A 26,369-nucleotide genomic window follows, 5' to 3' on the forward strand; every position below is an offset into this window, starting at 1 on the left:
CGCGGGCCGCAGGGGCCCGGAGGGGGTGCCGCGAGGCCGCGGCACGGGACCGGCCAGGAGAGGATCTGCCATGAGCACCACCATCAGGAGTCACCGCACCCGGGCCGCGCTCGCGCTGACCACCGTCGCACTGCTGGGCCTCGGCGCCTGCAGCGGCACCGACGGCGCGGACGGCGGCGGCGACGGGACCACGCCCGAGGCGAGCACCACGAGCACCGAGGCGGCCTCCGACGGCGGCGCCGACGGGAGCGGCGACGACGCCGACGCCACGGACGACACGAACGACTCCGACGACTCGGAGGGTGCGGGCGAGGACGAGGGCACGATGGGGGCGTCCGAGCGCACCCGGATCGCGCTGCGGATCGACCTGGGGGTCGACGGCGGCAGCGGGGAGGGCGCGCTCCGCCTCGGCGCGGACGAGCTCGCGGCGCTGCTCGCGGATCCGCTGGGCGGCGCCGCCGAGTGCGACGGGGAGCTGGTGCTGGAGCCGGGCGCCGAGACCGTGGGCTGCACGGGGCCGGCCGGCATGGAGAGCGCCGACTCCGCCCAGGACTGGGTGGCCTCCACGGTGCTCGTCCCCGGGCAGGAGGACCCTCGCGCCGGCGCGCAGGTCGCGGTGCTGTTCACCACCGGCACCGAGTTCCCCGACGACGCCGAGGAGCTGCGGGAGGAGTCCGTCTCGGTGACCGGCCTGGGGTTCGGCTCGATGTTCGGCGCGGAGCCGCTGGACGCGGAGCAGCTCGCCGAGTCCACCCTGCAGACCCTCACCTCCGAGCACGCCTACGTGCCGGCGGCCGGGATGGCGGGCTGGGAGGAGGTCACCTGCGAGGACGGGCTGGACTTCACGGAGTTCGAGACGGTGGACTGCACGGCGAGCACCGGGGAGGGCGAGGACTGGCCGCTGCACGTGGCGCCGGGCAGCTTCGTGGACAACGACCAGGGGCTGCTGGTCGGGATCGAGGACCCGGCCCGCGACTGACCCCGTCGGCCCGGGCGCGCTCGCCCCGGCCGGCCCCGTCGCCCGGGACCCGCGGACGAGCGGTCCCCGTCGCCGGGCCCGTACACTGGGGGTGCGCCGCGCACATCGCGCAGGCGTCGCGGCCGGGACGACCCGGCCGGCGAGCGCGCAGGAGGACGGCCTCACCGGAGGCTCCTGATGCCGATGCTCCGCCCCTACCGCCCCCACCGTCCTGACCGCCCCGCCGCCGCGGGCCCCGCCGCCCCTCGCGGCGCCGGCACAGGTCCCACCGCTCCTCGCGGCGCCGGCATGGTGCGCGCCGTCCTCACCCGCGACGCCGTGCTGCGCCTGTTGCTCGGCGCCGTCGCCGTCGGCGCGCTCGCCCTGGCCGATCCCGCACCCGCCGCCCTGCCCTCCCCCGCCCTGGGCCTCCTGCTGGCCGGGATCGTCGCGGTGATCGTGGTGGCCGCCGGCGGGGTGGTGCGGCAGGCGGAGGCCCTCGCGCACCGTCTCGGCGACCCCTACGGCACGCTCGTGCTCACGCTGTCGATCGTGGTGATCGAGGTGGTGCTGATCGCGGCGGTGATGCTCGGCCCCGGTGCCAGCACCACCATCGCCCGCGACTCGGTGACGGCGGTGTCGATGATCATCATCAACCTGGTGCTGGGCCTGTGCCTGCTGGTGGGCGGGCTGCGCCACGGCGGGCTCGTCGTGCAGCGCACGGGCACCTCCGCGTACCTCGCGATGCTGGTGGTGCTGGGGGTGATCGCGCTCGCGCTGCCGGCGGTGCTGGGCCCGACGGGTGGCTACTCCCCCGCCCGGTCGGTGGTGGTCGCCGCGGCGACGGTGCTGGTCTACGGCGTGTTCCTGTGGCGGCAGACGGGTGCGCAGGCCACGGACTTCCAGGAGGTCACCGCGCCGGGCGGCGCCGCCGGCCCCACCGCCGACCCCGCCGTCGGTGCCGCGCACGCCGGCGCTGCGCGGACGAGCGACATCGCCGTGCCCGGCCCCGAGGTCGCCGCACGGGAGGGCGAGCACGCGCCCGCCCTGCGGGGCGAGACCCTGCGCGTCCACCGCGTCGAGCTGCTGCTGCGCACCGGGCTGCTGATCGCGACGGTGCTGCCGGTGGTGCTGCTCTCGCACGACATGGCCGGTCTGCTCGACGAGGGCCTGGCCCGGCTGGGTGCCCCGGCCGCGCTGGGCGGGATGCTGATCGCGCTGATCGTGTTCACCCCGGAGTCGCTCACCGCGGTGCGGGCCGCGCTGGCCGGCGAGGGGCAGCGCGTGGTGAACCTGTGCCACGGTGCGCTCGTCTCCACCTTCGCGCTCACCGTCCCCGCCGTGCTGCTGCTGGGCTTGGCCACCGGCACCGAGGTGGTGCTCGCGGAGTCGGGGGCGAACCTGCTGCTGCTGGGCGCCACCCTGGCCCTCGCCGCGCTCTCCACGGCCGCGCCCCGAGTCACCGCGCTGCACGGTGCGGTGCATCTGCTGCTGTTCGTCGCGTACCTGCTGGTCCTGCTGCAGTGACCCGGTACGGCCCTGCCCCTCGGCCCGGCGCTCCCGGGCCCGTCGGCCGATTCCCGGCCGCCCGCACCCGGCGCGGGGTAGGGTCGCGGCGTGACCGCGACGACGCTGCCGATCCCGACCGACGCCGGGAACCTCCCGGGCCTGCTGTGGTTGCCCGAGGAGCTCGACGCCCCGGTGCCCGGGCTGGTGGTGCTGCAGGAGATCTTCGGCCTCTCCCCCTACATCCTGCGGCGCTGCGAGGACCTCGCGGCGCTGGGCTACGCGGTGCTCGCCCCGCAGCTGTACGCCCGTTTGGACCCGCCGGTCGCGGGGATCGCGGACGGCGAGGACGCCGATGCCTGGCTCGAGGAGGGCATGGCGCTGGCCGCACGGCTGCCGTGGGAGCGGGCGGAGGCCGACGCGATCGCCGCGCTGGGCGCGCTGCGGGCGCACGGCGGCGTGGACTCGGAACGGGTGGGCCTGGTGGGGTTCTGCTACGGCGGCGGCCTGGCCGTGGCCGCGACCGCCTCCGCCGCCGAGGAGCAACGCCCGCCCTCGATGCTGATCAGCTACTACGGCTCCGCACTGCCCACGATGATGGAGCGCGCCGCCCAGGTGGAGGTGCCCAGCCTGCACCACTTCGGCACCGCGGACTCCTTCCTCCCGCTCGCACAGGTGGAGGCGATTCGGGAGGCCGTCACCGCCGGCGGCACCCGCCCGCAGGTGCGCGTGGACCTCCACGACGGCGCCGGCCACGCCTTCGACAACCCGCACCCCGCGCTGCACCACGCCGCGGCCGCCGAAGCGGCCTGGCGCAGCACCGTCGACACCCTCGCCGCGCACCTGCCCACCGGGCGCTGACTGCGCGCTCGAGGTCTCGCAGGTCACGGAAACGCGCACGTGATCGAATAGTTATCTCCGGATTGTCGGACATCCGGCAACTCCCGCGCGGAGGCCCCCGTCACACGCCGTCACTCCAGGCCACGGCGTCGCGGCGCCGCCGACGGACGGGGGGCGGCACCCCCGGAGCACGGCATCAGCCGAGGTCAGAACCACCTGTTCCGGGGGTCGGACCGTTTGCCGGGCCCTTCCCGCGGGGCGAAGATAGGGAATCGGGCCGAGGTCGCAGCGCGCTCCGCGCCGGCTGCGCCCGGCCTGCACGCCCGCCCGACCCCGACGACGAAGGAGCCCCCGTGCCACCAGTCATCACCGCCGACGGCCTGTACAAGGTCTTCGGCCGACGGCCCCAGCGGGGCGTCGACGCGCTCCGGAACGGCCGCTCCCGCGCCGAGCTGCGCGAGGAAGGCCTCACCGCCGCCGTGATCGACGCCAGCTTCAGCGTGGAGCCCGGCGAGAACTTCGTGGTGATGGGACTGTCCGGCTCCGGGAAGTCCACCCTGATCCGCATGGTCAACGGCCTGCTGCCCGCGACCGCCGGCGAGCTGCGCATCGGCGACGACGTGCTCTCGGCGATGTCCCCGGCGAAGGTGCGCGAGGTGCGCCGCCGCCGCGTGTCGATGGTGTTCCAGCACTTCGCGCTGCTCCCCCACCGCACCGTGGGCGAGAACGCCGCCTACGGCCTCGAGATCAGCGGCCTGAACCGCACCGAGCGCCAGCAGCGCGCGAACGAGGCGCTGGAGATGGTGGGCCTGAAGGGCTGGGGCGGGTACAGCCCCTCCGCCCTCTCCGGCGGCATGCAGCAGCGCGTGGGCCTGGCCCGCGCCCTCGCCGCCGGCACCGACGTCATGCTGATGGACGAGGCGTTCTCCGCCCTCGACCCGCTGATCCGCCGCGACATGCAGGACCAGCTGCTGGACCTCCAGCGCAAGCTCGACAAGACGATCCTGTTCATCACCCACGACCTCAACGAGGCGATGCGCATCGGCGACCGCATCGCGATGATGCGCGACGGCCGCATCGAGCAGATCGGCACCTCGGACGAGATCCTCAACGACCCGGCCAACGATTACGTTGCCCGCTTCATCCAGGACGTGGACCGCTCCCGCGTGATGACCGCGGAGAGCATCGTGGAGCGCCCCGAGGACACCCTCGGGGAAGACCAGGGCCCGCGCACGGCCCACCGGATGCTGCGCGAGTCGCAGACCCCGTGGCTGATCGCCCTGCACCGCGACCGCACCCCGCGCGGCATCCTCTGGGAGGAGGACATCGCCGAGGCGGTGCGCACCGGCCAGGAGCAGCTGCCCTGGCCCGCGGAGCACGAGATGCCGGTGGTCGCCCACGACACCCCCATCGCCGATCTGTTCGGCCCCTCGGCCCAGCACCGCAGCCCGCTCGTGGTGGTGGACGACGAGGGCCGCTTCCTGGGCGTGATCCCCCGCGTGACGCTGCTGACCGCCGCCGGCACCGGCCACGGCGAGAACGACGCGGTGCGGACAGTCACCACCCCGAGCCCCGCCGGGAGCACCGCCCCGCCCACGGGAGACGCGCCCCCGCCCGACGCGCCCGCGACCCCGCCCGCCCACGAGACCACCGGAGGTGACCGATGAACCCGGACGACGGTCTCATCCCCCGCATCCCCGTCGGCGAATGGGCCGAGAGCGGCATCGACTGGCTGAAGGACAACGTCTCCTGGCTGTTCGACGCCTTCAGCTGGGTGATGCGCCTGCTGGTGGAGAACCTCACCGACGCGCTCCTGTGGCCGCCGGCGCTGGTGCTGATCCCGCTGTTCGCCCTGCTCGCCTGGGTGGTGCGCTCCTGGAAGCTCGCCATCGGCACGCTGGTGATGATGCTCGCCGTGGTGGCGATGGATCAGTGGGAGCCGATGCTGCAGACCATGGCGCTGGTGATCGTGGCGACCGCCTGCGCGGTCGTGGTCGCGGTGCCGCTGGGCATCCTCGCCGCGATGAGCTCCACGGTGAGCGCGATCGTCAAGCCCGTCATGGACTTCATGCAGACGATGCCCGCCTTCGTGTACCTCATCCCGGCGGTGACGTTCTTCTCCATCGGCCTGGTGCCGGGCATCTTCTCCACCATCGTCTTCGCGCTGCCGCCCGGCGTGCGCATGACCGAGCTGGGCATCCGCCAGGTGGACCACGAGACGGTCGAGGCCGGCGAGTCCTTCGGCGCGAGCCGCTGGCAGATCCTGCGCGGCATCCAGCTGCCCCTGGCGGTCCCCACCATCATGGCCGGGGTCAACCAGGTGATCATGCTCGCGCTGTCGATGGCCGTGATCGCCGGCATGACCGGCGTGGACGGCTCCGGAAAGCTCGTGGTCCAGGCGATCTCCACCCTGGACCTGCCCCTCGGCGTCGAAGCCGGTCTCGGCGTCGTCGCCCTGGCGGTCTTCCTCGACCGCCTCACCGCAGCCCTCGGCAACCCCGGGGACTACAGGACCTCGCTGATCGCCCTGGTGAAGCGCCGCCGGGCCGCGGCGAGGTCCTGACACCTCAGGCGGCGCCGGCGCTCATCCGCCGGCCCCGCCCGGGCCCACGCACTGCACGGAACCGACCCCTCGAAAGGTTGACTGCCATGACCAAGCGAACCCCGCTCTGGACCCCGAACTCCTTCTCCCGCCGTGCCGCCCTGATGGGCGGCGGCGCCGGCCTGCTGGGCCTCGGCCTGGCCGCCTGCGGCAGCGACGACAGCGGCTCCGGTGGCGGCTCCGGCGACGGCTCCGGCGGCGGTGCCTCGGGCACCATCACCCTCGGCTACATCGCCTCCTGGACCGACGGCCTGTCCACCGCCTACCTGCTGGACAACCGCCTTACCGCGATGGGCTACACGGTGGAGCACCAGACGATCTCCGAGGCGGCGCTGCTGTACGCGGGCCTCGCCCAGGGCGACGTCGACATGTACCCCTCGGCCTGGCCGGAGGTCACCCACGCCGACTACATGGAGGAGTACGGCGCGGACATCGAGGACCTGGTCGCCTACTACGAGGGCGCGAAGCTGAACTTCTCGGTGCCGGAGTACATGGACGACATCACCTCCATCGCGGACCTGCAGGGCCAGGCCGACCGCTTCGACGGGAAGATCTACGGCATCGAGCCGGGCGCCGGCCTCACCGCCGCCACCCAGGACGACATCATCCCGGGCTACGGGCTGGACGACTACGAGCTGGTCACCTCCTCCACCCCGGCGATGCTCACCGAGCTCCAGAACGCGATCGACAACGAGGAGGACATCGTCGTCACGCTGTGGAGCCCGTTCTGGGCGATGACGAGCTTCCCGGTGAAGGCGCTGGAGGATCCGGACGGCCTGTTCGGCGAGCCGGAGGCGCTGCACCACCTGGGCCGCAGCGGCTTCGCCGAGGAGTTCCCGGAGGCCGCCGAGTGGATCGGCGGCGCCACCATGACCGCCGAGCAGTTCGGCTCGCTCGAGGACATGGTCGTCAACCAGTTCGACGAGGGCCAGGAGGCCGAGGCCGTGGAGGCGTGGCTCGAGGAGAACCCCGACGCCCTGCCTGCGCTGCCGGGCGAGTGATCCGGAGGCGCTGAGCGCCTCCCGAGACAACGCACAGCGGGCCGGTCGCGACGAGAGTCGCGGCCGGCCCGCTGTGCTGCGTGGCGGCGGTGAGGCCTGCAGTGCACGGCGCGGCGCACGCACGGCCCCGCGCCCAGCCCCGTCGTGCGCGGGACCAGCGCGCGGCGCGGTGCGCGGGACCCAGTGCGCGGCGCGCGGCCCCGTCGTGCGCGGGGACTACTGCGCGACGGCGACCTCGGCACCGGCCTCGGCGGAGGCGTAGCAGGCGTCGATGACGCGGGCGCGGCGCAGGGCCTGGGAGCCGTCGTGGGCGGCGACGTCGCCGGAGCGCACCTTCTGCAGGAAGTCCGCCACCGCGGCGGCGTGGTTCCCGTCGGCGCCCACGGCGGGCCGCAGCTCGGCGGGGATCCCCGCGACCTCGGTCCACACGGTGATGGTGGGGCCGTCGGGGCCGCCCCACTCGATGGTGGCGCCGCCCTCGGCGCCGTAGAGGGCGACGTAGCAGAGGTCGTGCGGGATCCACTGCGCCCAGCTGGACTCGAGCAGCATGGTGGCCCCGCCGTCGAGGCGGAGGAAGGCGGTGGCGAGGTCCTCCACCTCGAAGGGGGTGCCCTCCTCCACCTGGGAGATGCCGAAGCCGGAGCCGCCGCGGCCGCGCGGCCCGAACTCGGCGTGGGTGCTGGCGGAGACGGCCGTGACGGCGGGCTCGCCCATGAGGTGGAGGGTCATGTCGAGCATGTGGATGCCGATGTCCATCATGGCGCCGCCGCCGGCGCTGCCCGCCTTCGTGAACCAGGTGCCCAGGCCCGGGATGCCCTGGCGGCGCACCCAGCCGGTCTTGGCGTAGTACAGCGGACCGAGCACGCCGGAGTCGACCACGTCCTTGAGCGCGGTGACGTCCCCGCGGCGGCGGTGGTTGAAGGACACGTCCAGCACCCGGCCGGCGCCCCGCGCGGCCTCGACCATGCGGGCGGCGGCCTCACCGGACTGCGCCATCGGCTTCTCGGTGATGACGTTGACCCCGGCCTCGAGGGCGTGGATCGCCATCGGCTCGTGGAGGAACGTGGGGGTGGCGATGGAGACGACGTCCAGCTCGGCCTCGGCGAGCATCTGCTTCCAGTCCTGGTAGCGGCCGGGGACCTGGTGCTCCTCGCCGAACTGCTCCAGCAGGTGCTCCTCCATCGCGGAGAGGGCCACCAGCTCGACGGTGGGATCGGCGGCGTAGGCGGCCACGTGCTGCTGGCCGGCCCAGCCCAGTCCGATCACGCCGGCGCGGAGGCGGCGCGGAGCGCCCTCGGGTGCTGCTGAGGTCATGGTGGGTGGTTCCCTTCGGTTGGAGGCGGGTCGGGTCCCGGTCGCCGGGCGGCGGCCGGTGGGCGGTGGCGGAGGTGAGGGTGGGCGCGGCGCGGCGTGCCCGGGGGGAACTCTCACACGTCTGGCGCGAGCAGGTCCAGCGGGTCGGCGTGCAGGCGGGCGAGGGCCAGCTCGATCGCGCCGCGCACCACCACCTCGCGCCCCAGCGTGCTCGCCTCGAGCCGCGGGTGCGGCGGGGTGGCCAGGCGCGGCAGAGCGGAGCGGGCGTGGATCAGGACCGGCTCGATGGCCTCGGCGATCGCACCGGCCACCAGCACCAGCTCCACCCCGAGCAGGCTCGCGAGGATCGAGGCGATGCGGGCCAGACGCTCGCCGATGCGCTCGAGCACGGCCTCGGCGAGGGGGTCACCGTCCCGCGCGGCGGCGAAGACGTCGACGGCGCTGAGCCGGTCCGGGGGCACCGCGCCGAGCACGGGCGAGGTCTCCCCCGCGGCGAGGGCGTCGAGGGTCCAGCGTCGTGCGAGGGCGGCGACGCCGTCGGCCCCGCGCTCGTCGCCGAGCACGTCGTCGAGGAAGCGCATCTCCCCGGCACCGCCGTCGGCCCCGCGCAGCAGCCGTCCGTCGACCACGAGACCGGTGCCGAAGCGCTCCCCCATGAGCAGGGCGGCCAGGTGCGGGCTGTCGGCGGCGGCCCGCTCGGCGAGGACGGCGAGGTTCGCGTCGTTCTCGACCACGACGGTGCCCTCGAGCGCCTCCACGAAGCCGGGGTTCATCGCGGGCCAGTAGCTGAGGTCGCCGACCGGCGAGCGACCGTCGGCGTCGACCGGGGCGGGGACGCCGACGACGGTGAGCAGGCGCGGGCGGTCCCCGGCGCCGGCCCGCTCGACGACCTGGTCGAGCAGCGCGCGCACAGCCTCGACGCGGAGCTCCGCCGCTGCCGCGCCGCTCTCCGCGTCGGAGCCGTCCAGCGCGCCGTCGAGCGCGGTGCGGACGGTGGCGAGCTCACGGCCGCGCAGATCCGCGGCGCGGGCGGTGAGGGTGTGCTGGCCGGCATCGACCGCGAGCAGGACGGCGGCGTCCTCGCTGAGCGCGAAGTGTCGGGCGGGGCGGCCGCGCTGGGCGGCCCCTGCGGTCGGCGCACCGGAGACCTCGTGGAGCAGCCCGGCCTCCTCGAGATCGGCGCAGACGCCGAGCACGGTGGCGCGGGTCAGCCCCGTCGCGGCCATCGCGTCGGTGGCGGTGAAGGCCTCCCCGCGCAGCGCATGCTGCATCAGCGCCTGCCGGTTGGCCCGCCGCATCAGCTGCGGGGAGCTGGCCCCTCGATCCTGCGCTGTTGACATGGCTCACCCTCCGCCCCATACTTCCGATAGACCGTAAATATAACGTCTTGCGTATACATGATCGCACTGATCACGCGTGTCCGCACCCCAGTCGCGAAGGAGACGATGGTGTCCCCCTCTCCCGAAGCTCCCGTCCCGTTCACCCGCCGCAGCCTGCTGGCCGGGGTCGGCGGCGCAGTCGCCGCCACTGCCCTGTCCGCCTGCGCCGGGGCGAGCGGCACGTCCCAGCTGACGCTCTACCAGTCCAAGCCCGAGGCGATCCCCTACTTCTCCCGGCTCGCCGCCGATTTCACCGAGTCGCAGGGGCGCTTCGCCGTCCAGCACGACATCGCCACCAACCTCTCGGCCAGCTTCGTGCGCAACAGTCCCCCCGATCTCGGCTGCCTCAACTACAACCTCGAGATGGGCCGGTTCATGGAGCGCGGCGCGCTCTCGGACCTCTCCGACCTGCCCGAGGCGGGGCGCATCCGCGAGGACGTCGCCGAGCTGGCCGAGTGGTACCCGACCTTCGAGGGCCGCACCAGCGTGCTGCCGTACTCGGTGACCGCGGCCTCGGTGATCTACAACCGTCGGATCTTCGCCGAGCACGGCCTCGAGGTGCCCACCACCTGGGAGGAGTTCCTGGCCGTCTGCGAGACGCTGCAGGGCGCGGACGTCACACCGATCTACGCGACCTTCCTGGACGCCTGGACCGTGGCCCAGGGGCTCTTCGACTACACCGTCGGCGGCCTGGTGGACGTGCGCTCCTTCTACGCGTCGATGCACGAGATCGGCGAGGACGTCGGCCCGGACTCCGAGGTCTCCTTCCAGCGCACGATGCTCGAGCCCGTCCAGCGCATGGTCGAGCTGGTCGAGTACACCAACAGCGACGCGGGCAACCGGGGCTACGGCGACGGCAACACCGCGATGGCCCAGGGCCGCGCCGCGATGTACTTCCAGGGCCCGTGGGCCTTCGGCGAGATCGCGAAGGCCGGCACCGACGTCGACCTGGGCACCTTCCCGCTTCCGATGACCGACGACCCCGCCGATCTGAAGGTCCGCGTGAACATCGACCTCTCCCTGTGGGTCCCGGAGGCGGCGAACGAGAAGGAGGGGGCGCGGGCGCTCGCGCAGTTCCTGATGCGCCCGGAGGTGCAGAACCCCTACAACGAGGAGTTCCTCGCCTTCGGCACCACGAAGGACGCCCCGCCGGTGACCGACGAGCGCATCGCCGAGATGCAGCAGTACTACGACGAGGGCCGCTTCTACATGGGCGCCTCGCAGTTCATCCCGAACTCGATCCCCGCCCAGAACTACATCCAATCGATCGTCGGCGGCGCCGACCCCGAACCGGTCCTGGCGCGCATGGACGCCGACTGGGCCCGGCTCGCCTTCCGGGAGTGATCTCGCCATGACCCAGCAGCAAGGAGCGTCGATGACGACCGCACCGCACCGCACCGCGCCCGAGGACGGCCCCGAGGCGAGCGCACCGGTGCGCTCGCGCCGCCGTCGGACCGATCCCCTCTACCACCTGTTCCTCTTCCCCGCCCTGGCGCTGTTCACCGCTGCGGTGACCGTCCCGGCGGTGCTCGGCTTCGCCTTCAGCTTCACCAACTCGATCGGCTTCGGGACCTGGGACGTCATCGGCCTGCGCAACTACATCGCGATGTTCCGCGATCAGGGGATCCTGGGCTCCTACGCCTTCACCCTCGGCTTCGCGCTGGTGACCGTGATCCTGGTGAACGTCTTGGCCTTCATGCTCGCGGTGGGCCTGACCTCGCGGATCCGCTTCGTCACGGCGCTGCGCACGATCTACGTGATCCCGATGGTCATCTCCGGCATCGTCATCGCCTTCGTGTTCCAGTACCTGTTCGCCAACACCGTGCCGGGCATGGGCCAGGCGATCGGCTCGGACGCGCTGTCCGTCTCGATCCTGGCGAGCCCGGACTGGGCCTGGCTGTCGATCGTGATCGTCACCGCCTGGCAGTCGATCCCGGGCACGATGCTGATCTACATCGCGGGCCTGGTCACCATCCCCGGCGAGGTGTACGAGGCCGCCTCCATCGACGGCGCCACCGGCTGGCAGAGCCTGCGGCGGATCACGCTGCCGCTGGTGTCCGGGTTCATCGTCATCAACACGATCCTGGGCTTCAAGAACTACCTCAACGCCTACGACATCATCGTCGGCCTCACCGACGGCGGGCCCGGCATCGCCACCCGCTCGGTGGCGATGACCATCTTCCGAGGGTTCGAGGGCGGCGACTACGCCTATCAGATGGCCAACGCGATGGTGTTCTTCCTGATCTCCATCGCCCTCGCCCTGCTCCAGCTGCGCGTCACCCGAGGAAGGACGGCGTTCTGATCATGTCCTCTGCCACTCCTGCCGCCACCACGGCCACCCCCTCCGCGACCGCCCCCACCGCGCCCCGCCGCAGCGCGCGGCGGAAGGTGGGACGGGACCGCGTCAACCGCACGGCGACCGTCCTGCTGATGCTGGGCTCGCTGACCGTGCTGGTGCCGCTGTTCGTCACCGTGAACATGGCGCTGAAGACCACCGAGCAGGCGGCCGACGGGAATGCGTTCAGCCTGCCGGATCCGCTGACCCTCTCGAGCTTCGTCGAGGCCTGGAACCTGACGAACTTCCCGCGCGGCTTCGCGATCTCGATCTTCATCACGGTCGTCGCGGTGGTGGGCGAGATCGTGATCTCCGCCCTCGCCGCCTACGCGATCGTGCGCAACTGGGACCGTCGCCTGTTCCGCTGGTCGTTCTTCTACCTGCTGGCGGCGATGTTCATCCCGTTCCCGGTGGTGGCCCTGCCGCAGATCCAGCTGACCGGCATGCTGGGGCTCGACAACCCGCTGGGGGTCGCGATCCTGCACATCGCCTTCGCGCTGGCGTTCAACACCCTGCTGTTCACCGCGTTCCTGCGGACGATCCCGCTGGAGCTGGAGGAGTCGATGCGGATGGACGGCGCCGGCACCTGGAAGGTGTTCTGGCGGCTGATCCTGCCGCTGCTGGGGCCGATGTGCGCGACCGTGGGGATCTTCGCCTTCATCCAGTCCTGGAACGACTTCATGATGCCCTCGCTGATCATCTCGGATCCGACGCTGCAGACCATCCCGGTGCTGCAGAACATGTTCCAGACCCAGTTCAGCAACAACTACAACGTGGCCTTCTCGTCCTACCTGATGGCCATGGCGCCGGCGATCATCGTCTACCTCGTCGCGCAGCGCTGGGTGATGTCCGGCCTCACCCAGGGCGCGATCAAGTGACGCGCTGACGCTCCCGCGCACTGCCCGGCGGGCGCCGGGCGCCCGCCGGCCGGGTCCCGGCGCCCGTCGGCCAGCGCCCGGCATCCGGGTTCCGACGCCTGCCGTTCGGCGGGTGCCGGCCGGGTTCCGGCGCCCGTCGGCCGGTGCGTCCCGTCGGGCGGCGCGTCCCGCCGCCCTCGCTCGACTCCCCCTCACGACTCCCACCCACGACCCGGAGGTTCTCCCACCGTGACCACTGCTCCCACCACCGCTCCCTCCGCCCTGCAGGCCGATCCCGACTGGTGGCGCCAGGCGGCCGTCTACCAGATCTACCCGCGCTCCTTCGCGGACGGCAACGGCGACGGGATCGGCGATCTCCGCGGGATCATCTCGCGGGTGCCGTACCTGCGCAGCCTCGGGATCGACGCCGTGTGGCTGAGCCCGTTCTACCCCTCGGCCCTCGCCGACGGCGGCTACGACGTGGACGACTACCGCGACGTGGACCCGCGGATCGGCACCCTCGAGGAGTTCGACGAGATGGTCGCCGCCCTGCACGCCGCCGGGATCCGGCTGATCGTGGACGTGGTGCCGAACCACTCCTCGGACCGGCACGAGTGGTTCCAGGAGGCGCTGGCCTCGCCGAAGGGCTCCGACGCCCGCGCGCGGTACATCTTCCGCGACGGCCGGGGCGAGAACGGGCAGGAGCCGCCGGCGGACTGGACCTCGATCTTCTCCGGCCCGGCCTGGACGCAGGTCCCGGACGGGCAGTGGTACCTGCACTCCTTCGCCACCGAGCAGCCGGACTTCAACTGGAAGCATCCCGAGGTCCGCGAGGACTTCCTGCGCACCGTGGCGTTCTGGTCGGATCGCGGCGTGGACGGCTTCCGCATCGACGTGGCGCACGGCCTGGCGAAGGACCTGCCGGAGGAGCTGCCCTCGGCGGCGGAGCTCTCGGCGATGCCGAAGGACGGCACCCATCCGCTGTGGGACCGCGACGACGTGCACGAGATCTACGCCGAGTGGCGCGAGCTGTTCGATCGCTACGATCCGCCGCGCATCGCCGTGGCGGAGGCCTGGGTGGACTCCCCGGAGCGCCGTGCGCGCTATGCGAGCCCCGAGGGGCTCGGGCAGGCGTTCAACTTCGACCTCATGGAGGCGGACTTCGACGCGGCGCACTTCCGGGAGATCGTCACCGACAACCTGGCCCAGTCCGCGCTCACGGGCTCATCCACGACCTGGGTGTTCTCGAACCACGACGGCGTGCGCCATGCGACGCGGTACGGATTGCCGCCTCGGGCCGGCCGCCCCGTGAAGCAGGGCGCCGAGTGGGTGCTCGCCGGCGGGCCGGAGAGCGGCATCGACCGGGAGCTGGGACTGCGCCGGGCGCGTGCGGCCACGCTTTTCGAGCTGGCGCTGCCGGGCAGTGCGTACCTGTACCAGGGCGAGGAGCTGGGCCTGCACGAGGTGGCGGAGATCCCGGACGCGCAGCGGCAGGATCCCGCGTTCTGGCGCACCACGACCGAGGACCGCGGCTTCGACGGCCTGGGCCGCGACGGCTGCCGGGTGCCGCTGCCCTGGACCCGCACCGGCCCCTCGTTCGGGTTCGGCGCCGCGGGTGCCCACCTTCCGCAGCCGGCATGGTTCGCGGAGGTCTCCGTCGAGGCGGAGGACGGCGCGGCGGGCTCGACCCTGGAGATGTATCGGGCCGCGCTGCGGCTGCGCGCGGAGCTGCAGGGCGAGGAGGTGCTGGAGTGGGACGAGCAGATCTCTACCGGCGACACGCTGGGGTTCGTGCGGCCCGACGGCTGGGTGAGCGTCACCAACTTCGGCCTGGCGGCGACGGCCCTCCCGGAGGGCGAGGTGCTGCTGTCCAGCAGCCCCTTGGAGACGACGGCCGACGGCGACGCCGTTCTGCCGGGGTCGACCACGGTGTGGCTGCGCCGGTCGGTGTGATCGGTCCTGCCCCCTGCGAGGCGGGACGGCGGGTGCTCGCGAGCTGAGCGCCTCGCGGTCCCGGGGCAGTCGTGGGGCGGTCGCGGTCGCGTCGCGGTCCCCGGGGTGGTCGCGTCGGGGTCCCGAGGTGGTCGCGTCGCGGGCCCGGGGCGGCCCCGGGGCGGGATCCGCCGGGTGAGCAAGGGAGCCGCCGTGCTCGCGTGCCAGGAGTCGGTCTCGCTCCTGCCGATGATGCCCGGCGGTGCGCCGGGCGGCTCGTCGCCGGGCAGTTCCTCGGCGTGCAGTTCCTCGCCGGGCAGCTCCTCACCGGGCGACTCCCCGGCGGGCGGTGGCGGTGGCGGCACCAACGGGCCGAGGCGCGCCGGGGAGGTCGCCGCCGTGGTGCCGCCGAGGCCGGTCCAGGCCACCCGGTGCCCGGGATGCTCGGGATCCTCGACCCGCTCGATCCGCGCGCTGTCGGTCTCCTTGAGGGCGTTGCAGCGGGCGCACAGCCCCTGCCCGTTGTCGATGCTGGTGGCACCGCCCTGCGCGAACGGCACGATGTGGTCGTGCTGTCGCACCGGCGCGCCGCAGAACGGGGCGCGGCAGGTGCCGTCGCGCCAGGAGAGGAACCGCCGCATGGCGGGCGGGAACTCGCGCGAGCGGGAGTCGAGCGCGACCAGTTCTCCGCAGGTGGGATGCGTGTAGAGGCGGCGCAGCGTGGCGCGCACCTGGGGGCCGTCGGGCCCGCACCTGTCCACCTCCGGGGTCTCGGGCTCGGCGAGCGCCTCGCGCAGCTGCTCGCGCACGGCCTCCGCCGGCACAGGGCCGTAGCCCTCGATCCCGGCCGGGTCGCCGTCGCCGGGCGCGAGCAGGGCCCGATCGGTGATCATCACCCCCACCTCGAGGGTCACCGGCTCCATCGCGTCCTCGCGGCGCAGCAGCGTGTCGGTGAAGGCATCGGCCATCAGCGCGCCATGCCCCTCGCGCGAGCCCTCGGCCCGGCGCCGCTCCGCCTCCAGGCTCAGGCGCTTGTGGACGAGCTTCGCGTCGAGCGCGGGCAGGTGGGCGCTCACGGTCGCCATGCCGTGCTCGCCGGGAGTGAGCGTGACGTGGCGGTCCGCGCGGGCCACCTGGTGGCGGCGGGCGGCGCCGGCGGGGTCCAGCTCGCCGACGGCGGCGGCCACCGCGGCCCGCCACCGCCGCACCCCGGCACCGTCCATCCGCGGGAGATGCGCGTGCAGCGCCTCGTCCACCGCGCGGCGCTGGGTCTCGTCGAGCGGGGCCGTGGAGGAGGCGGTGGCGTGGGCGACCGTGCCGGTCACCTTCCCGCTCGCGAGCGCGGTGAGCATGCGCGGCATCGAGCCGACGAGACGCCGGGCCGTGGCAAGGCTGCTGCGGGCGGCGGCGGGCGAGCGCCGTGTCACCAGCGAGACGTCCCGAGCGCTCTGCGCATCCGCCTGGCGGATCAGGCGCTCGAGCGGGGGCAGCGCCGCGTCCTCGTGGGCGGCGTCGGTGCGGGCGGCGTGGACGTGGTCGCGCTGGGTGGCCTCCGCGAGGGCCACCACGGTGCGGGTCTCGAGCGCGTCGAGCGCGCTGCGCACGTCGTGGAGCGTGTCGAGCAGGTTCTTGTACTCGCCGCGGGGGCGGCGCCCCACCTCGAACATCGCCCTCGGCGCGGTGGCGACGGCGGTGAGCAGGAAGTCGGCATCGCCCAGCAGCTCCGCGAGGGCCGACGGGCCCGCCTCGTGGAGCGCGGCGAGGGCCTCGTCGGGCCCGGTGCGCGATGACCTGTCCATGCTGCGATCCTTCCACGGCACTGCCCATTTCGAAAGCCTGTTCCTCCATTGTGGATAACATCGGGATCCCCCACTCTCCCTCCACAGTGCCCCTCGACCAGCATTCTCTCCACATTCTTTCTCTCACCTGGAAAAACAGGACCCTCCACACAGCACCCTCTCCACAATGCCCCTCCACGGCTTTTCTCTCGTTCTCCGCACGCCGATGGAGAAGCGGCTGCATCGACCGTCGGCCGCGGTCGCACCGCCTGCCCGCCGAGGCTGCACCACCTGCCCGCCGAGGCCGCACCACCTGCCCTCTCCACCCGTCACCCAGAGTTCACCTCCCCGTGGCCGATACGTCCATCACTGCCGCCTACTGTGGCCGCATCGTCCACAGCGGCCCTCGACGGGCCCGCACCGAGAGGCTCTCCGTGACCGTTCGCCCCACCCTCGTGCTCGACTTCGACGGGACCCTCGCCCTCGGGCGGGGCCCGCTGCAGGCCTACGTCGGCGCCCTCGCGGCGCAGCTCGAGGATCCCGCCCGGCGCGATCGGGTCTCGTCGGCCTGCCTCGCCGCCGTCGCGGCGTTCGACGCCGGCACCACCTCGCATCGCGACGCCTACGACGCGGTGCGCACCGCCGCTCTCGCCGAGGGCGTCGCCGACGACCAGCTGGGCCGCGCCTACCTGGCCAGCCGCGAGCTGCTGGGCACTCCGGAGGCGCCGGTCCTCGCGCCGGACGGCCTCGCCGCGTTCCTCGCCGAGATCTCCCTGTCGGCCACCTGCGTGCTCGCCACGAACGCCCCGGAGATCGGCGTGGACCGGGCGCTGCGCTCCCTCGGGATCGCGGAGACGCTCACCGCCCGGCACCACGACCTCGGCAAGCCGTCGGGCCTGGAGCCCCTGGTCGCCGGCCTCCTCTCCCACGGCCCCGTCCTCGCCGTCGGGGACATCTGGGAGTTCGATCTGGCGCCCGCCCACCGCCTCGGCGCGGACACCGCCCTGGTGGGCGTGCGCGAGACCCCCGAAGCCCGCCCCACGATGCGGGGCGCGTCCCTGTCCGCTCTCTTCGACCCGATCCGCGACTGGGTCTCCGCCCAGCGCCTCCGCACCCCCGCCTGATCCCGCCCGGCCCGATCCGCCCGCACCCCGCCACGCCCACACCCTGACCCGCCCACCTGCCTGTTCCTCCCCTCCCGAAAGGTCTGCCCGCCATGCGCAAGAACCTCCTGACCACCTCCGCCGCCGCGCTCGCGCTGCTGAGCATCGTCGGCTGCTCCTCCGGCTCCGCGGACGGCGCCGACGGTGCCTCCGGCGCAGAGGAGTGGCCCGAGGAGATCACCATCTCCCTGGTCCCCTCCGTGGAGGGCGAGGACCTCGCCGAGGCCCTCGACCCGCTCACCGCCTACCTCTCCGACGGCCTCGGCATCGAGGTCAACGGGGTGGTCGCCACCGACTACGCCGCCACCGTGGAGGCGCTCGGCGCGGACCAGGCGCAGGTGATCATCACCGACGCCGGCTCGCTCTACCAGGCCACCGAGCAGCACGGCGCGGAGCTCGTGCTGCGCGACGTGCGCTTCGGCGCCACCTCCTACGCCTCGATCGCGATGACGAACAACCCCGAGAAGTACTGCGAGGACGAGGTGGTCACCGCCACCTACGGCGCCACCGGCGACGAGCTGGCCTACTGCAACGGCACCGAGACCGGCCCCGAGGCCGCCGGCGAGGGACCCGCCGGGCTCGAGGCGCTCGCCGCGATCGACGGCACCGTCCCCGTCGCGCTCCAGGCGGCCACCTCCCCGGCCGGGTACCAGTACCCGATCGTGGCGATGCGCGAGCAGGGCGTGGACACCGACGCCCTGCAGCAGGTGCCCGTCGAGGGGAACAACAACGCCGTGCTCGCGGTGCAGAACGGCGACGCGGAGGTGGGCTTCGCCTACTGGGACGCCCGCCCGACGGTCATGGAGGAGGCGCCGACGGTGGGCGAGGACACCGTGGTGTTCGCGTACACCGAGCCGATCCCCAACGGCGGCGTGGCCGTCTCCTCCTCGCTGCCCGATGATCTCGCCGCGGAGCTCACCACGTTGATGGACGACTACGCGGACTCCTCCGACGAGGCCTCCGAGGTCATGTTCGACCTGGTGGGCCTCTCGGACTGGACGGCGGACACGCAGCCGGAGCAGATCGCCCGCTACGGCGAGATCCTGGAGCAGTTCGCGCAGTGACCTCCACCCAGTCCGCGGCGGCCGGGGCGAGCGCCCCGGCCGCCGCCCGGCCGATCGTCCTGCGAGACGTCACTGTCACCTACCCCAGCGGCACCCGGGCCCTGCGCGGCGTGTCCCTGCGCCTCGAGCCCGGCGAGATGGTCTCGGTGGTGGGGCTGTCCGGCTCGGGCAAGTCCACCCTGATCCGCACCCTGAACGGCCTGGCCCCGCTCACCGGCGGCTCGGTGCGCCTCGGCGAGCAGGAGGTGGGCGGGCTGTCCGGTCGCCGGCTGCGCGAGCTGCGCGGCGGCATCGGCATGATCTTTCAGGGCTTCAACCTCGCCGAGCGCACCACCGTGCTGCACAACGCCCTGGTGGGCCGCTTCGCCCACTCCCCCACGTGGCGCACCCTGCTGGGCACGCCCAGCCGTGAGGACCTCCGGATCGTCACCGAGGCGCTGGACTCCGTCGGCATGCTCGAGCGCGCCTGGTCCCGGGCGGGAGCCCTCTCCGGCGGGCAGAAGCAGAGGGTCGCGATCGCGCGCGCCCTCTCCCAGCAGCCGTCGGTGATGCTGGCCGACGAGCCGGTGGCGAGCCTGGACCCGCCCACGGCGCACTCGGTGATGGGGGACCTGCGCCGCATCAACCGCGAGCGCGGCCTCACCGTGCTGGTGAACCTGCACCTGATGGATCTCGCCCGGCAGTACACCACGCGGATGATCGGTCTGCGCGAGGGCGAGGTGGTGTTCGACGGGCCGGCGGCCACGGCGACCGACGCCGACTTCGAGACGATCTACGGCCGGCCGGTGCAGGGCCGGGACCAGCTGGGGGAGCCGACATGAGCGCCCCCGTGCTGCCCCCGCGCCCCACGCACCGGCTGCGCACCGCGCTGATCCTCGCCGCGCTGGCCGCGATGACCGCCGCGACCTGCCTGCCGGCGATCGGCGGGGTGGAGATCGACCTCGCCGCGCTCGCCCGCAACTGGCGCCACGGCGCCGAGAAGCTCCTGCAGCTCGCCCGGCCGAATCTCGCCTTCGCACCCCGCACCGTCGGGCCGATGCTGGAGACGCTCGCGATGGCCCTGGTCGGCGCGGTCACGGCGGCGCTGCTGTCGATCCCGGTCACGCTGTGGGCGGCGCGCCCCTCGAACCCGAGCACGCCGGTGCGCCAGGGGGTGCGCGCCCTCGTGAACCTGGTGCGCGCCGTGCCGGACCTGGTCTACGCGACGATCCTGGTGGCGATGATCGGCGTGGGCACCCTCCCGGGCGTGGTGACGCTGGTCCTGTTCGACCTCGGGGTGGTGGTGAAGCTCGTCTCCGAGGCGATCGACGCGACCGAGCACCCGTACCTCGAGGCGGGGCGTGCCGCCGGCGGCCGGCAGCTCCAGCTCAACCGGGCCACGGTGCTGCCGCAGTCCTGGCCGCTGTTCGCCAACCAGTGGCTGTACTCGCTCGAGCTCAACGTGCGCATCTCCGCGATCCTGGGGATCGTGGGGGCGGGCGGCATCGGGCGCCTGCTCGACGAGCGGCGCGCGTTCTACGCCTACGAGGACGTCTCGCTGATCATCCTCGAGATCCTGGTCGTGGTGGTGCTGATCGAGCTGCTCTCGAACGTGCTGCGCAGGAGGCTGCGATGAGCGCCGTGCCCGCCTCGCCCACCTCGTCGGCCGGCCGACCGCCCTCCGGCGGTCCCTCGAGGGGCCGCCCGTCGGGAGCGCCGACGGGTGCCCGCCCGGCTCCTGCTCTCCCGCCCCGGCCCTCCCGCATCGGCCCCACCCTGGCGGCGCTGGCCGCGGGGGCGGTGGTGCTGCTGGCGGTGGCGGATCTCGACATCGCCTGGGGCTCCCTCGGCGAGATCCCCGGACGCGTCGCGACCTACCTGGGGCTCCTGTTCGCCGAGCCGAACTGGGAGAAGCTGCCGCGGGCCCTGTTCGAGACCTGGCGCTCGGTGTCGATGGCGTGGCTGGGGGCGCTGGGCTGCGTGGCGCTGTCGATCCCGCTGGGGATCCTCGCCGCCCACGGGGTGGGGCCCGCCTGGGTGCGGTACCCGCTGCGGGGACTGTTCGCCGTGATCCGGGCGGTGCCCGAGGTGGTGATCGCGCTGATCCTGCTCACGGTGACGGGGCTGACGCCGTTCACCGGGGCGCTGGCGCTGGCGATCGCGGGCATCGGCACCCAGGGCAAGTGGGTGTACGAGACGGTGGAGTCGGTGCAGGAGGGGGCCTCGGAGGCGGTGCGCGCCGCGGGCGGCTCCACGGCCGAGGTGGCGCGCTGGGCGCTGTGGCCGGCGGCGGCGCCGTCGCTGCTGTCCTTCGCGCTGTACCGCTTCGAGATCAACATCCGCACCTCGGCGGTGCTGGGCCTTATCGGGGCCGGCGGCATCGGCACTATGCTCTCGAACTACACCAACTACCGCGAGTGGGACACGGTGGGGATGCTGCTGATCGTGGTCGTCGCGATCACGATGCTCATCGACCTCGTCTCCGGCGACCTGCGCCGACGGATCATGGAGGGAGCGAGGCCCCGTGCCGTGGACCGGACCCCCTGAGGCGCCCCTGAGCACCCGCGTCGCCGCGCTCGCCCCGGCGATGCAGCGCAGCGAGCGCCTGGTGGCGGAGGCGATCACCGCGGATCTCCCGGCCGCCGTGGAGTGCACCGCCCAGCAGCTCGCGGAGCGGATCGGGGTGGGGCGCGCCTCCGTGGTGCGCACCGCGCGGACCCTCGGCTACGAGGGGTACCCGCAGATGCGGGTGGCGCTGGCCCGCGAGCTCTCCTTCGACGAGGGCGCGGAGGCGGAGCCGGCCGGGGAGGCGGGCTCGGCCGATGCGGTGCGCGCCGCGGTGCTGCGCTTCTCCCGCACTCTGCCCCGCGTCGCCTCCGCGCTCTCCCCCGACGCGGTGGACACGGTGGTCGCCGCGCTGGACGAGGCGCCCCGGGTGGTGATCGCGGCCTCCGGGCTGTCCGTGCCGCTGGCCCTCGGCGCGGCGATGCGGCTCAGCGCCGCGGACCGTCCGGCGGAGTTCCTGCCGGATGCGCTCTCGCAGCAGATCGCGGCCCGTCACCTGGACTCCCGCTCGGTGTGCCTGGTGATCTCCGGCTCCGGCGCCAACCCCGCCTCCCTCGACGTGGCCGGCGAGGCCCGCCGCGCCGGGGCGCGGGTGCTGGCGCTGACCTCCTTCGCCCATGCGCCGCTGGTGGAGGTGGCCGAGGCGGCGCTGGTGGTGCCGACGATGCACGACTCGTTCTCCGACGAGCTGCGGCTCACCTCCCGCACCGCGATGACCCTGGTGCTGGAGGCGGTGGTGGAGCTGCTGATCGTGCGCCGCGGGGAGCGGGGTGCCCGCGCCCGCGACTCCGTGCTCTCCCTGCTGGGCGAGCGCCTCACCGAGTAGCGGCGCCTCTCCCCGACCGTCCGGTCCAGCACTGTGACCTGCACCGACAGGCGGGAACGCGGTGAGTCCACCCCGTGCGGGGGCCGGGCGCCTACCGTGAACGACCACGTCCCACAGCCTGGTGGGACGCCCGACGGAAGGAGCCCCTCATGCGACGGGTCGTTCTCCCCATCAGTCTCACGACCGTGCTGCTGATCATCATCATCCTGCTGCTCGTGCTCTGACGCGCCGGTCGACCGGGCCCGAGCGCGGTGCCCGAACTCGCGGGATCCTCGAGGCGCGATGGCGCCGGGGATCCCGCGAGCACGAGGTGGGACGGGAGGAGTGCCGCGGCCTCAGGGGTAGGCGACGAAGTCGAGCTCCTCGAAGGCGGCGCTCTTGACGGACAGGACCTGTCCGCCAGGCGGGGGATGATGTCCCCAACCCGGTGCCGGGATCCCGGTGCCGCGGCCCTGCCCACCGCCCAGCCCACGAAGGAGTGGCCTCATGAGCGCCACCGTCCAGATCACGATCGACGCCCACGACCCTCGCGCCCTCTCGCTGTTCTGGAGGGAGGTGCTGGGCTACGTGCACCCCGCCCCGCCGGGCGTCGAGCTCGCCGCGGGCGAGGATCCGCTGGCGGCATGGGACGCGTTCCTGGAGCGCAGCGGGGTGCCCGAGGAGCAGCGCAACAGCGCCTCCGCCCTCGAGGACCCGGACGGCACCGGCCCGCGGCTGTTCTTCCAGAGGGTGCCGGAGGGCAAGGTCGCGAAGAACCGCATGCACCTGGACGTGCGCACCGCGACCGCGCTGCGGGGCGAGGAGCGGATGGCCGCGCTCGAGGCGCGTTGCGCCGAGCTGGTCGCGCTGGGCGCCACGCGGCGGGAGCGGCACGAGCCGGAGGCGCCGACGAGCATCGGCTTCCTGGTGATGCAGGATCCGGAGGGCAACGAGTTCTGCCTGGACTGAGCGGTGCTGGCGTGGGCTCCGGCGAGGAGCCAGGCACTGTCAGGGACTCCCTCACGCCCGCGCCGTTGCCTACGGTGGCGCCATGCAGAGCACCCCCGAGACCGCGCGGACGGCGGATCCGCCCCGGCCCGCCCCCGGCGCGATGACCTCTGCGCAGCGCACCACCCTGGTCCTGGCGTCGCTGGGCTTCTTCCTCATCACCCTCGACGTGCTGATCGTCAACCTCGCCCTGCCCAGCATCGAGCAGGACCTGGGCGGCGGCACCAGCGCCCAGCAGTGGATCCTCGACGGTTACACGCTGCTGTTCGCGGCGCTGCTGCTGTGCGCGGGGAACCTCTCCGACCGGCTCGGGGCGCGGCGGGCGTATCTGCTGGGGCTGGCCGCCTTCGGCGTCGCCTCGCTGCTGTGTGCGCTGGCGCCGTCGGCGGCGCTGCTGATCGCGGCGCGCTGCGTGCAGGGCGCGACGGCGGCGCTCATGCTGCCGGCGTCGATGGCGCTGGTGCGGGAGGCGTTCGAGGATCCGGCCGCGCGCTCGCGGGCGCTGGGGATCTGGGCCTCCGGAGGGGCGGTGGCCTCCGCGGCGGGGCCGCTGCTGGGAGGGTTCCTCTCCGCGCTCGACTGGAGGCTGATCTTCGCCGTCAACGTGCCGGTGATCCTCGGGATGCTGCTGCTGGCCGGGCGCATCGCCTCGTCGCCTCGCCGCCCCGCACCGTTCGACCTGCTCGGTCAGGTGCTCGCGGTGGTGGGGCTCGGCGCGCTGGTGATCGGGCTGATCGAGGGCGGTGAGAGCGGGTTCGGCTCCGCCCCGATCCTGGGCTGCTTCGTGCTGGCCGCGGTGGCGCTGGGCGGCTTCGTGCTCGCGCAGGCGCGGGTGGCGCACCCGATGATGCCGCTCACGCTGTTCCGCACCGCCCCGATGCGGATCGCGATGTTCGGCGGGTTCGTCTTCATCCTCACCTGGTTCGGCACCGTGTTCCTCACCAGCCTGTTCCTGCAGCAGCAGCTGGGGCTCGACTCGGGCCTGGCCGGGCTGTGCTTCCTGCCCTCGGCGGTGATGGCGTTCGTGGGCAACGTGGCCAGCGGTCACCTCGCCAACCGCTTCGGCACCCGGGTGCCGACGGTGCTGGGGCTCACCTCGATGACGGTGGGCGTGCTGGGCCTCGCCGTCGCCGCGGGCGGCGAGTCGGTGCTGGCGATCACGCTGCTGATCGTGCTGGTGGGCACGGGCGGATCGCTGGCCACTCCCCCGTTCGCGGGCGTGGTGCTGGCCCAGGCGGCTCCGGGCCAGGCCGGGATCGCCAGTGCCACGGCGAACATGTTCCGGCAGGTGGGCGGCGCACTGGCGATCGCCGTCTGCGGGGTGCTGATCGCGCACTCCGGCGGCTTCGTGAGCGGGATGCAGACGGCGCTGGTGGGGATGGCCGTGCTGGGCGCGCTCGGCGCCGGGCTGAGCCTGCGGCTCGGCCGCGCGGCGAGCACTCCCGCCTGATCAGGCCCCGGGAGGAGCAGGCGGGCCCGAGGGCGCCGACGGGTGGGCCGGCGGCGCCGGCGGGTAGCCCGACGCACGGGGCGGATACCCGGCCGAGTTCGACTCCCCGTCGCCGGCGGCCTGTGCCGCGCTGGCGCGGCGGGCACGGGCCGAGCGTCGGAACCAGTTCACCAGCAGGCCGGGCACGAAGCGGTCCACGAACGGCGCCCCGAAGCGGGCGAGCACTTCCACCCACAGGCCCAGGAAGAACGCGACCAGCGGCGTCCAGGCCGCCAGGCCCGCGTTCAGCACGAGGCTCCCCGTCATCGGCACGACGGCCCGCATGCCGCTCCACACCAGTGCCAGTAGCACCAGGGCGCCCACGAAGTACGCCACCGGAAGCGCCGCCCAGGAGACCACCTGCGCGAGGACGTTCCCCCGCTCGATCTCGCGGTCCCGGTGCCACAGCAGCGCCACCAGCAGCGGCACCAGCAGGGAGAGCAGCACCATCGGCAGCCACGCGTACCAGGGCAGGTCGATGAACCAGAAGAACTCGTCCATCCGCTCCACGCCGAACTCCTCGACGCGGCCCTGGGCGTTCACGTGCACGGGAGTGACCAGCATCCCCATCCCGGCGAGCATGCCCAGGGCCGTCAGCCCCCAGATCGGCAGCGCGAGCAGCAGGGCCAGCACCTCGCGGCCGTTCCCCTCGAGGAGCATCCCGATCGCGCCGCCCAGCAGGAGCAGCGCTCCGGCGGGGAGCGCATAGGTGAGGGCGTGCACGAGGGCGAGCCGGGGTGCGGCGGCGAGGTCCGCCACCAGCGGCCACCAGGAGGGCTTCTCCATCCCGGCGAGGTGCCCCAGCAGCAGCGGGATCCCGATCAGGGCCCAGGTGCCGAAGAACATGTCCGCCCCGGCGGAGTGCATCGAGAGCGAGAGCCCCATCGACTCCTCCTCGAGGGAGAACGCGGTGAGGCGCGTGACGATCACGGCGAAGAGCGCCGCCCCGAACCCGGACAGCCCCGACCACAGCACCGCGCCCAGCACCCGGCTGGAGCCCCAGCGGCGCTGCGCGAGCCGTGCGCCGAGGAAGGCGGTGAGCACCATCGCGGCCGTGATCAGCAGCGGCATGGAGCGCGCACTCATCTGCATCGAGCCGAGGAAGCCCAGATCGACCTCCATCTCGTAGGAGCCGAAGGAGGCGAGCGAGACCAGCTGGGCGGGGATGCCCAGCAGGCCCAGCACACCCCGCCACCCCAAGCCGTCAGACGGCGCCGCGCCGCCAGTCGGGTCGGCGCCGCCGGTGACGTCCCCGGTACCGGCCGCGAACACGGCCAGCAGCGCCGAGACGATGACGACGAGGGCGGCCCCGAGCGCCACCACGTACGCGAGCGCGCCCACCACCAGCGTGGGCAGGGGGTTCCCGATGCCCAGCCGTCCCAGCGTGGCTCCGGCCCGCGCCGGGGAGAGCTGCGACGCGCCGGCCCCGGGAGCCGGCGCCGCCGACGAAGCGGCACCGGGCGCGGAGCCGACGGACGCCGGGGGCGCGGGAGGAGCGGACGGAGCGGAGTACCCCGGGGCGGCGGGCGGGGTGGGCACGCTGCTCGGCACGCCGTGCGCCGGCCGGCCCGGACCTCCCCCTGCGGCGTACGGATCCTGCGGCTGCGACATGCGGTCCCCTCTCGACGGCCCGGCCTCCCCGAGCGCGGTGTGATTCCCCGCCGGAGAGCCTATCGGGACGCGGGAGGCGGCGGACGCGGGGTCTCGGGAGCGCGGTGGGCCCGGAGGGGATCGAACCCTCGACCCGCGGATTAAAAGTCCGATGCTCTGCCGACTGAGCTACAGGCCCGTGCC

General features: G+C 73.6%; 21 protein-coding genes, 1 tRNA gene and 1 pseudogene. 18 read left to right on the plus strand and 5 right to left on the minus strand.

What is annotated here, in order from left to right; all coding sequences use genetic code 11:
• The first annotated feature begins 70 nt into the window (after positions 1 to 70).
• The 6 genes from DWV08_RS16760 (at position 71) to DWV08_RS09820 (ending at position 6,907) form a co-directional block, all read left to right on the plus strand.
• On the plus strand, positions 71 to 979 hold the full coding sequence (locus DWV08_RS16760; RefSeq protein WP_162801539.1) for a hypothetical protein: 909 nt from the start codon (positions 71 to 73) through the stop codon (positions 977 to 979).
• 177 nt (positions 980 to 1,156) lie between these two features.
• Positions 1,157 to 2,485, plus strand: coding sequence for a calcium:cation antiporter (locus tag DWV08_RS09800; protein ID WP_115413616.1), 1,329 nt, complete (start codon positions 1,157 to 1,159; stop codon positions 2,483 to 2,485).
• 90 nt (positions 2,486 to 2,575) lie between these two features.
• The gene (locus DWV08_RS09805) at positions 2,576 to 3,325 is read left to right on the plus strand and encodes a dienelactone hydrolase family protein (RefSeq protein ID WP_115413617.1); all 750 of its coding nucleotides are present in this window, start codon (positions 2,576 to 2,578) and stop codon (positions 3,323 to 3,325) included.
• 332 nt (positions 3,326 to 3,657) lie between these two features.
• Positions 3,658 to 4,971 carry a quaternary amine ABC transporter ATP-binding protein gene (locus DWV08_RS09810; RefSeq protein WP_115413618.1) on the plus strand — a complete coding sequence of 438 codons (1,314 nt, stop codon included), beginning with the start codon at positions 3,658 to 3,660 and terminating at the stop codon, positions 4,969 to 4,971.
• A complete protein-coding gene (locus tag DWV08_RS09815; RefSeq protein ID WP_115413619.1) occupies positions 4,968 to 5,867 on the plus strand; it encodes an ABC transporter permease in 900 nt (299 codons plus the stop codon). The genes DWV08_RS09810 and DWV08_RS09815 overlap by 4 nt, the downstream gene beginning before the upstream one ends.
• Before the next feature lie 143 nt (positions 5,868 to 6,010).
• Complete coding sequence (locus DWV08_RS09820) at positions 6,011 to 6,907, plus strand: glycine betaine ABC transporter substrate-binding protein (RefSeq protein WP_206516733.1); 897 nt, start codon at positions 6,011 to 6,013, stop codon at positions 6,905 to 6,907.
• A 216-nt stretch (positions 6,908 to 7,123) separates the two neighbouring features.
• Here DWV08_RS09820 and DWV08_RS09825 read toward each other — a convergent pair whose 3' ends face one another.
• The gene (locus tag DWV08_RS09825) at positions 7,124 to 8,221 is read right to left on the minus strand and encodes a Gfo/Idh/MocA family protein (RefSeq protein ID WP_115413621.1); all 1,098 of its coding nucleotides are present in this window, start codon (positions 8,219 to 8,221) and stop codon (positions 7,124 to 7,126) included.
• A gap of 113 nt (positions 8,222 to 8,334) precedes the next feature.
• Entirely contained in the window at positions 8,335 to 9,561 is a 1,227-nt protein-coding gene (locus DWV08_RS09830; RefSeq protein ID WP_241237210.1) for an ROK family transcriptional regulator, read from the minus strand.
• A gap of 105 nt (positions 9,562 to 9,666) precedes the next feature.
• Between DWV08_RS09830 and DWV08_RS09835 the strand changes: the two genes are divergently transcribed.
• From DWV08_RS09835 to DWV08_RS09855, 4 genes are all read left to right on the plus strand, one after another.
• Positions 9,667 to 10,944 carry an ABC transporter substrate-binding protein gene (locus DWV08_RS09835; RefSeq protein ID WP_162801540.1) on the plus strand — a complete coding sequence of 426 codons (1,278 nt, stop codon included), beginning with the start codon at positions 9,667 to 9,669 and terminating at the stop codon, positions 10,942 to 10,944.
• Between the two features lie 31 nt (positions 10,945 to 10,975).
• On the plus strand, positions 10,976 to 11,902 hold the full coding sequence (locus DWV08_RS09840; RefSeq protein ID WP_115413623.1) for a carbohydrate ABC transporter permease: 927 nt from the start codon (positions 10,976 to 10,978) through the stop codon (positions 11,900 to 11,902).
• A 2-nt stretch (positions 11,903 to 11,904) separates the two neighbouring features.
• Entirely contained in the window at positions 11,905 to 12,813 is a 909-nt protein-coding gene (locus tag DWV08_RS09845; RefSeq protein WP_115413624.1) for a carbohydrate ABC transporter permease, read from the plus strand.
• 228 nt (positions 12,814 to 13,041) lie between these two features.
• On the plus strand, positions 13,042 to 14,745 hold the full coding sequence (locus tag DWV08_RS09855) for a glycoside hydrolase family 13 protein (RefSeq protein WP_115413625.1): 1,704 nt from the start codon (positions 13,042 to 13,044) through the stop codon (positions 14,743 to 14,745).
• 512 nt (positions 14,746 to 15,257) lie between these two features.
• Here the strand turns inward: DWV08_RS09855 and DWV08_RS17435 are convergent.
• Positions 15,258 to 16,523: pseudogene (locus DWV08_RS17435) on the minus strand (HNH endonuclease); the annotation flags it as partial.
• A 413-nt stretch (positions 16,524 to 16,936) separates the two neighbouring features.
• On the opposite strand from DWV08_RS17435, the gene DWV08_RS09870 reads away from it, so the two are divergent.
• The 8 genes from DWV08_RS09870 to DWV08_RS09905 all read left to right on the plus strand — a co-directional run bounded on the left by DWV08_RS09870 (position 16,937) and on the right by DWV08_RS09905 (position 24,536).
• A complete protein-coding gene (locus DWV08_RS09870; protein WP_115413626.1) occupies positions 16,937 to 17,626 on the plus strand; it encodes an HAD family hydrolase in 690 nt (229 codons plus the stop codon).
• 92 nt (positions 17,627 to 17,718) lie between these two features.
• A complete protein-coding gene (locus DWV08_RS09875) occupies positions 17,719 to 18,729 on the plus strand; it encodes a PhnD/SsuA/transferrin family substrate-binding protein (protein WP_115413627.1) in 1,011 nt (336 codons plus the stop codon).
• Complete coding sequence (gene phnC / locus DWV08_RS09880) at positions 18,726 to 19,550, plus strand: phosphonate ABC transporter ATP-binding protein (RefSeq protein ID WP_115413628.1); 825 nt, start codon at positions 18,726 to 18,728, stop codon at positions 19,548 to 19,550. The genes DWV08_RS09875 and phnC overlap by 4 nt, the downstream gene beginning before the upstream one ends.
• Positions 19,547 to 20,344, plus strand: coding sequence for a phosphonate ABC transporter, permease protein PhnE (phnE, locus tag DWV08_RS09885; RefSeq protein ID WP_115413629.1), 798 nt, complete (start codon positions 19,547 to 19,549; stop codon positions 20,342 to 20,344). Before phnC ends, phnE (DWV08_RS09885) begins: the two co-directional genes overlap by 4 nt.
• Complete coding sequence (phnE, locus tag DWV08_RS09890) at positions 20,341 to 21,255, plus strand: phosphonate ABC transporter, permease protein PhnE (RefSeq protein ID WP_115413630.1); 915 nt, start codon at positions 20,341 to 20,343, stop codon at positions 21,253 to 21,255. Before phnE (DWV08_RS09885) ends, phnE (DWV08_RS09890) begins: the two co-directional genes overlap by 4 nt.
• Entirely contained in the window at positions 21,233 to 22,099 is an 867-nt protein-coding gene (locus tag DWV08_RS09895; RefSeq protein WP_115413631.1) for a MurR/RpiR family transcriptional regulator, read from the plus strand. The genes phnE (DWV08_RS09890) and DWV08_RS09895 overlap by 23 nt, the downstream gene beginning before the upstream one ends.
• Before the next feature lie 486 nt (positions 22,100 to 22,585).
• Positions 22,586 to 23,047 (plus strand): VOC family protein, encoded by a 462-nt coding sequence (locus tag DWV08_RS09900; RefSeq protein WP_115413632.1) that lies wholly within the window; start codon positions 22,586 to 22,588, stop codon positions 23,045 to 23,047.
• 82 nt (positions 23,048 to 23,129) lie between these two features.
• Positions 23,130 to 24,536, plus strand: coding sequence for an MFS transporter (locus DWV08_RS09905; RefSeq protein ID WP_115413633.1), 1,407 nt, complete (start codon positions 23,130 to 23,132; stop codon positions 24,534 to 24,536).
• Here DWV08_RS09905 and DWV08_RS09910 read toward each other — a convergent pair whose 3' ends face one another.
• A complete protein-coding gene (locus DWV08_RS09910) occupies positions 24,537 to 26,186 on the minus strand; it encodes a hypothetical protein (protein ID WP_115413634.1) in 1,650 nt (549 codons plus the stop codon). It lies immediately after the preceding gene.
• A gap of 105 nt (positions 26,187 to 26,291) precedes the next feature.
• A tRNA-Lys gene (locus DWV08_RS09915) sits at positions 26,292 to 26,364 on the minus strand.
• Positions 26,365 to 26,369: the final 5 nt, after the last annotated feature.

The organism is Brachybacterium saurashtrense (genome assembly GCF_003355475.1).
GTDB lineage: Bacteria > Actinomycetota > Actinomycetes > Actinomycetales > Dermabacteraceae > Brachybacterium > Brachybacterium saurashtrense.

What these genes read in the sequence shown, in the direction of transcription:
- phnE (WP_115413629.1), top strand. Translation starts at nt 19,547, where the DNA reads ATGAGCGCCCCCGTGCTGCCCCCGCGCCCCACGCACCGGCTGCGCACC.
- DWV08_RS09835 (WP_162801540.1), top strand. Translation starts at nt 9,667, where the DNA reads ATGGTGTCCCCCTCTCCCGAAGCTCCCGTCCCGTTCACCCGCCGCAGC.
- DWV08_RS09825 (WP_115413621.1), bottom strand. Translation starts at nt 8,221, where the DNA reads ATGACCTCAGCAGCACCCGAGGGCGCTCCGCGCCGCCTCCGCGCCGGC.
- phnE (WP_115413630.1), top strand. Translation starts at nt 20,341, where the DNA reads ATGAGCGCCGTGCCCGCCTCGCCCACCTCGTCGGCCGGCCGACCGCCC.
- DWV08_RS09820 (WP_206516733.1), top strand. Translation starts at nt 6,011, where the DNA reads ATGGGCGGCGGCGCCGGCCTGCTGGGCCTCGGCCTGGCCGCCTGCGGC.
- DWV08_RS16760 (WP_162801539.1), top strand. Translation starts at nt 71, where the DNA reads ATGAGCACCACCATCAGGAGTCACCGCACCCGGGCCGCGCTCGCGCTG.
- DWV08_RS09830 (WP_241237210.1), bottom strand. Translation starts at nt 9,561, where the DNA reads ATGTCAACAGCGCAGGATCGAGGGGCCAGCTCCCCGCAGCTGATGCGG.
- DWV08_RS09840 (WP_115413623.1), top strand. Translation starts at nt 10,976, where the DNA reads ATGACGACCGCACCGCACCGCACCGCGCCCGAGGACGGCCCCGAGGCG.
- DWV08_RS09910 (WP_115413634.1), bottom strand. Translation starts at nt 26,186, where the DNA reads ATGTCGCAGCCGCAGGATCCGTACGCCGCAGGGGGAGGTCCGGGCCGG.
- DWV08_RS09875 (WP_115413627.1), top strand. Translation starts at nt 17,719, where the DNA reads ATGCGCAAGAACCTCCTGACCACCTCCGCCGCCGCGCTCGCGCTGCTG.
- DWV08_RS09845 (WP_115413624.1), top strand. Translation starts at nt 11,905, where the DNA reads ATGTCCTCTGCCACTCCTGCCGCCACCACGGCCACCCCCTCCGCGACC.
- DWV08_RS09900 (WP_115413632.1), top strand. Translation starts at nt 22,586, where the DNA reads ATGAGCGCCACCGTCCAGATCACGATCGACGCCCACGACCCTCGCGCC.
- DWV08_RS09815 (WP_115413619.1), top strand. Translation starts at nt 4,968, where the DNA reads ATGAACCCGGACGACGGTCTCATCCCCCGCATCCCCGTCGGCGAATGG.
- DWV08_RS09905 (WP_115413633.1), top strand. Translation starts at nt 23,130, where the DNA reads ATGCAGAGCACCCCCGAGACCGCGCGGACGGCGGATCCGCCCCGGCCC.
- DWV08_RS09800 (WP_115413616.1), top strand. Translation starts at nt 1,157, where the DNA reads ATGCCGATGCTCCGCCCCTACCGCCCCCACCGTCCTGACCGCCCCGCC.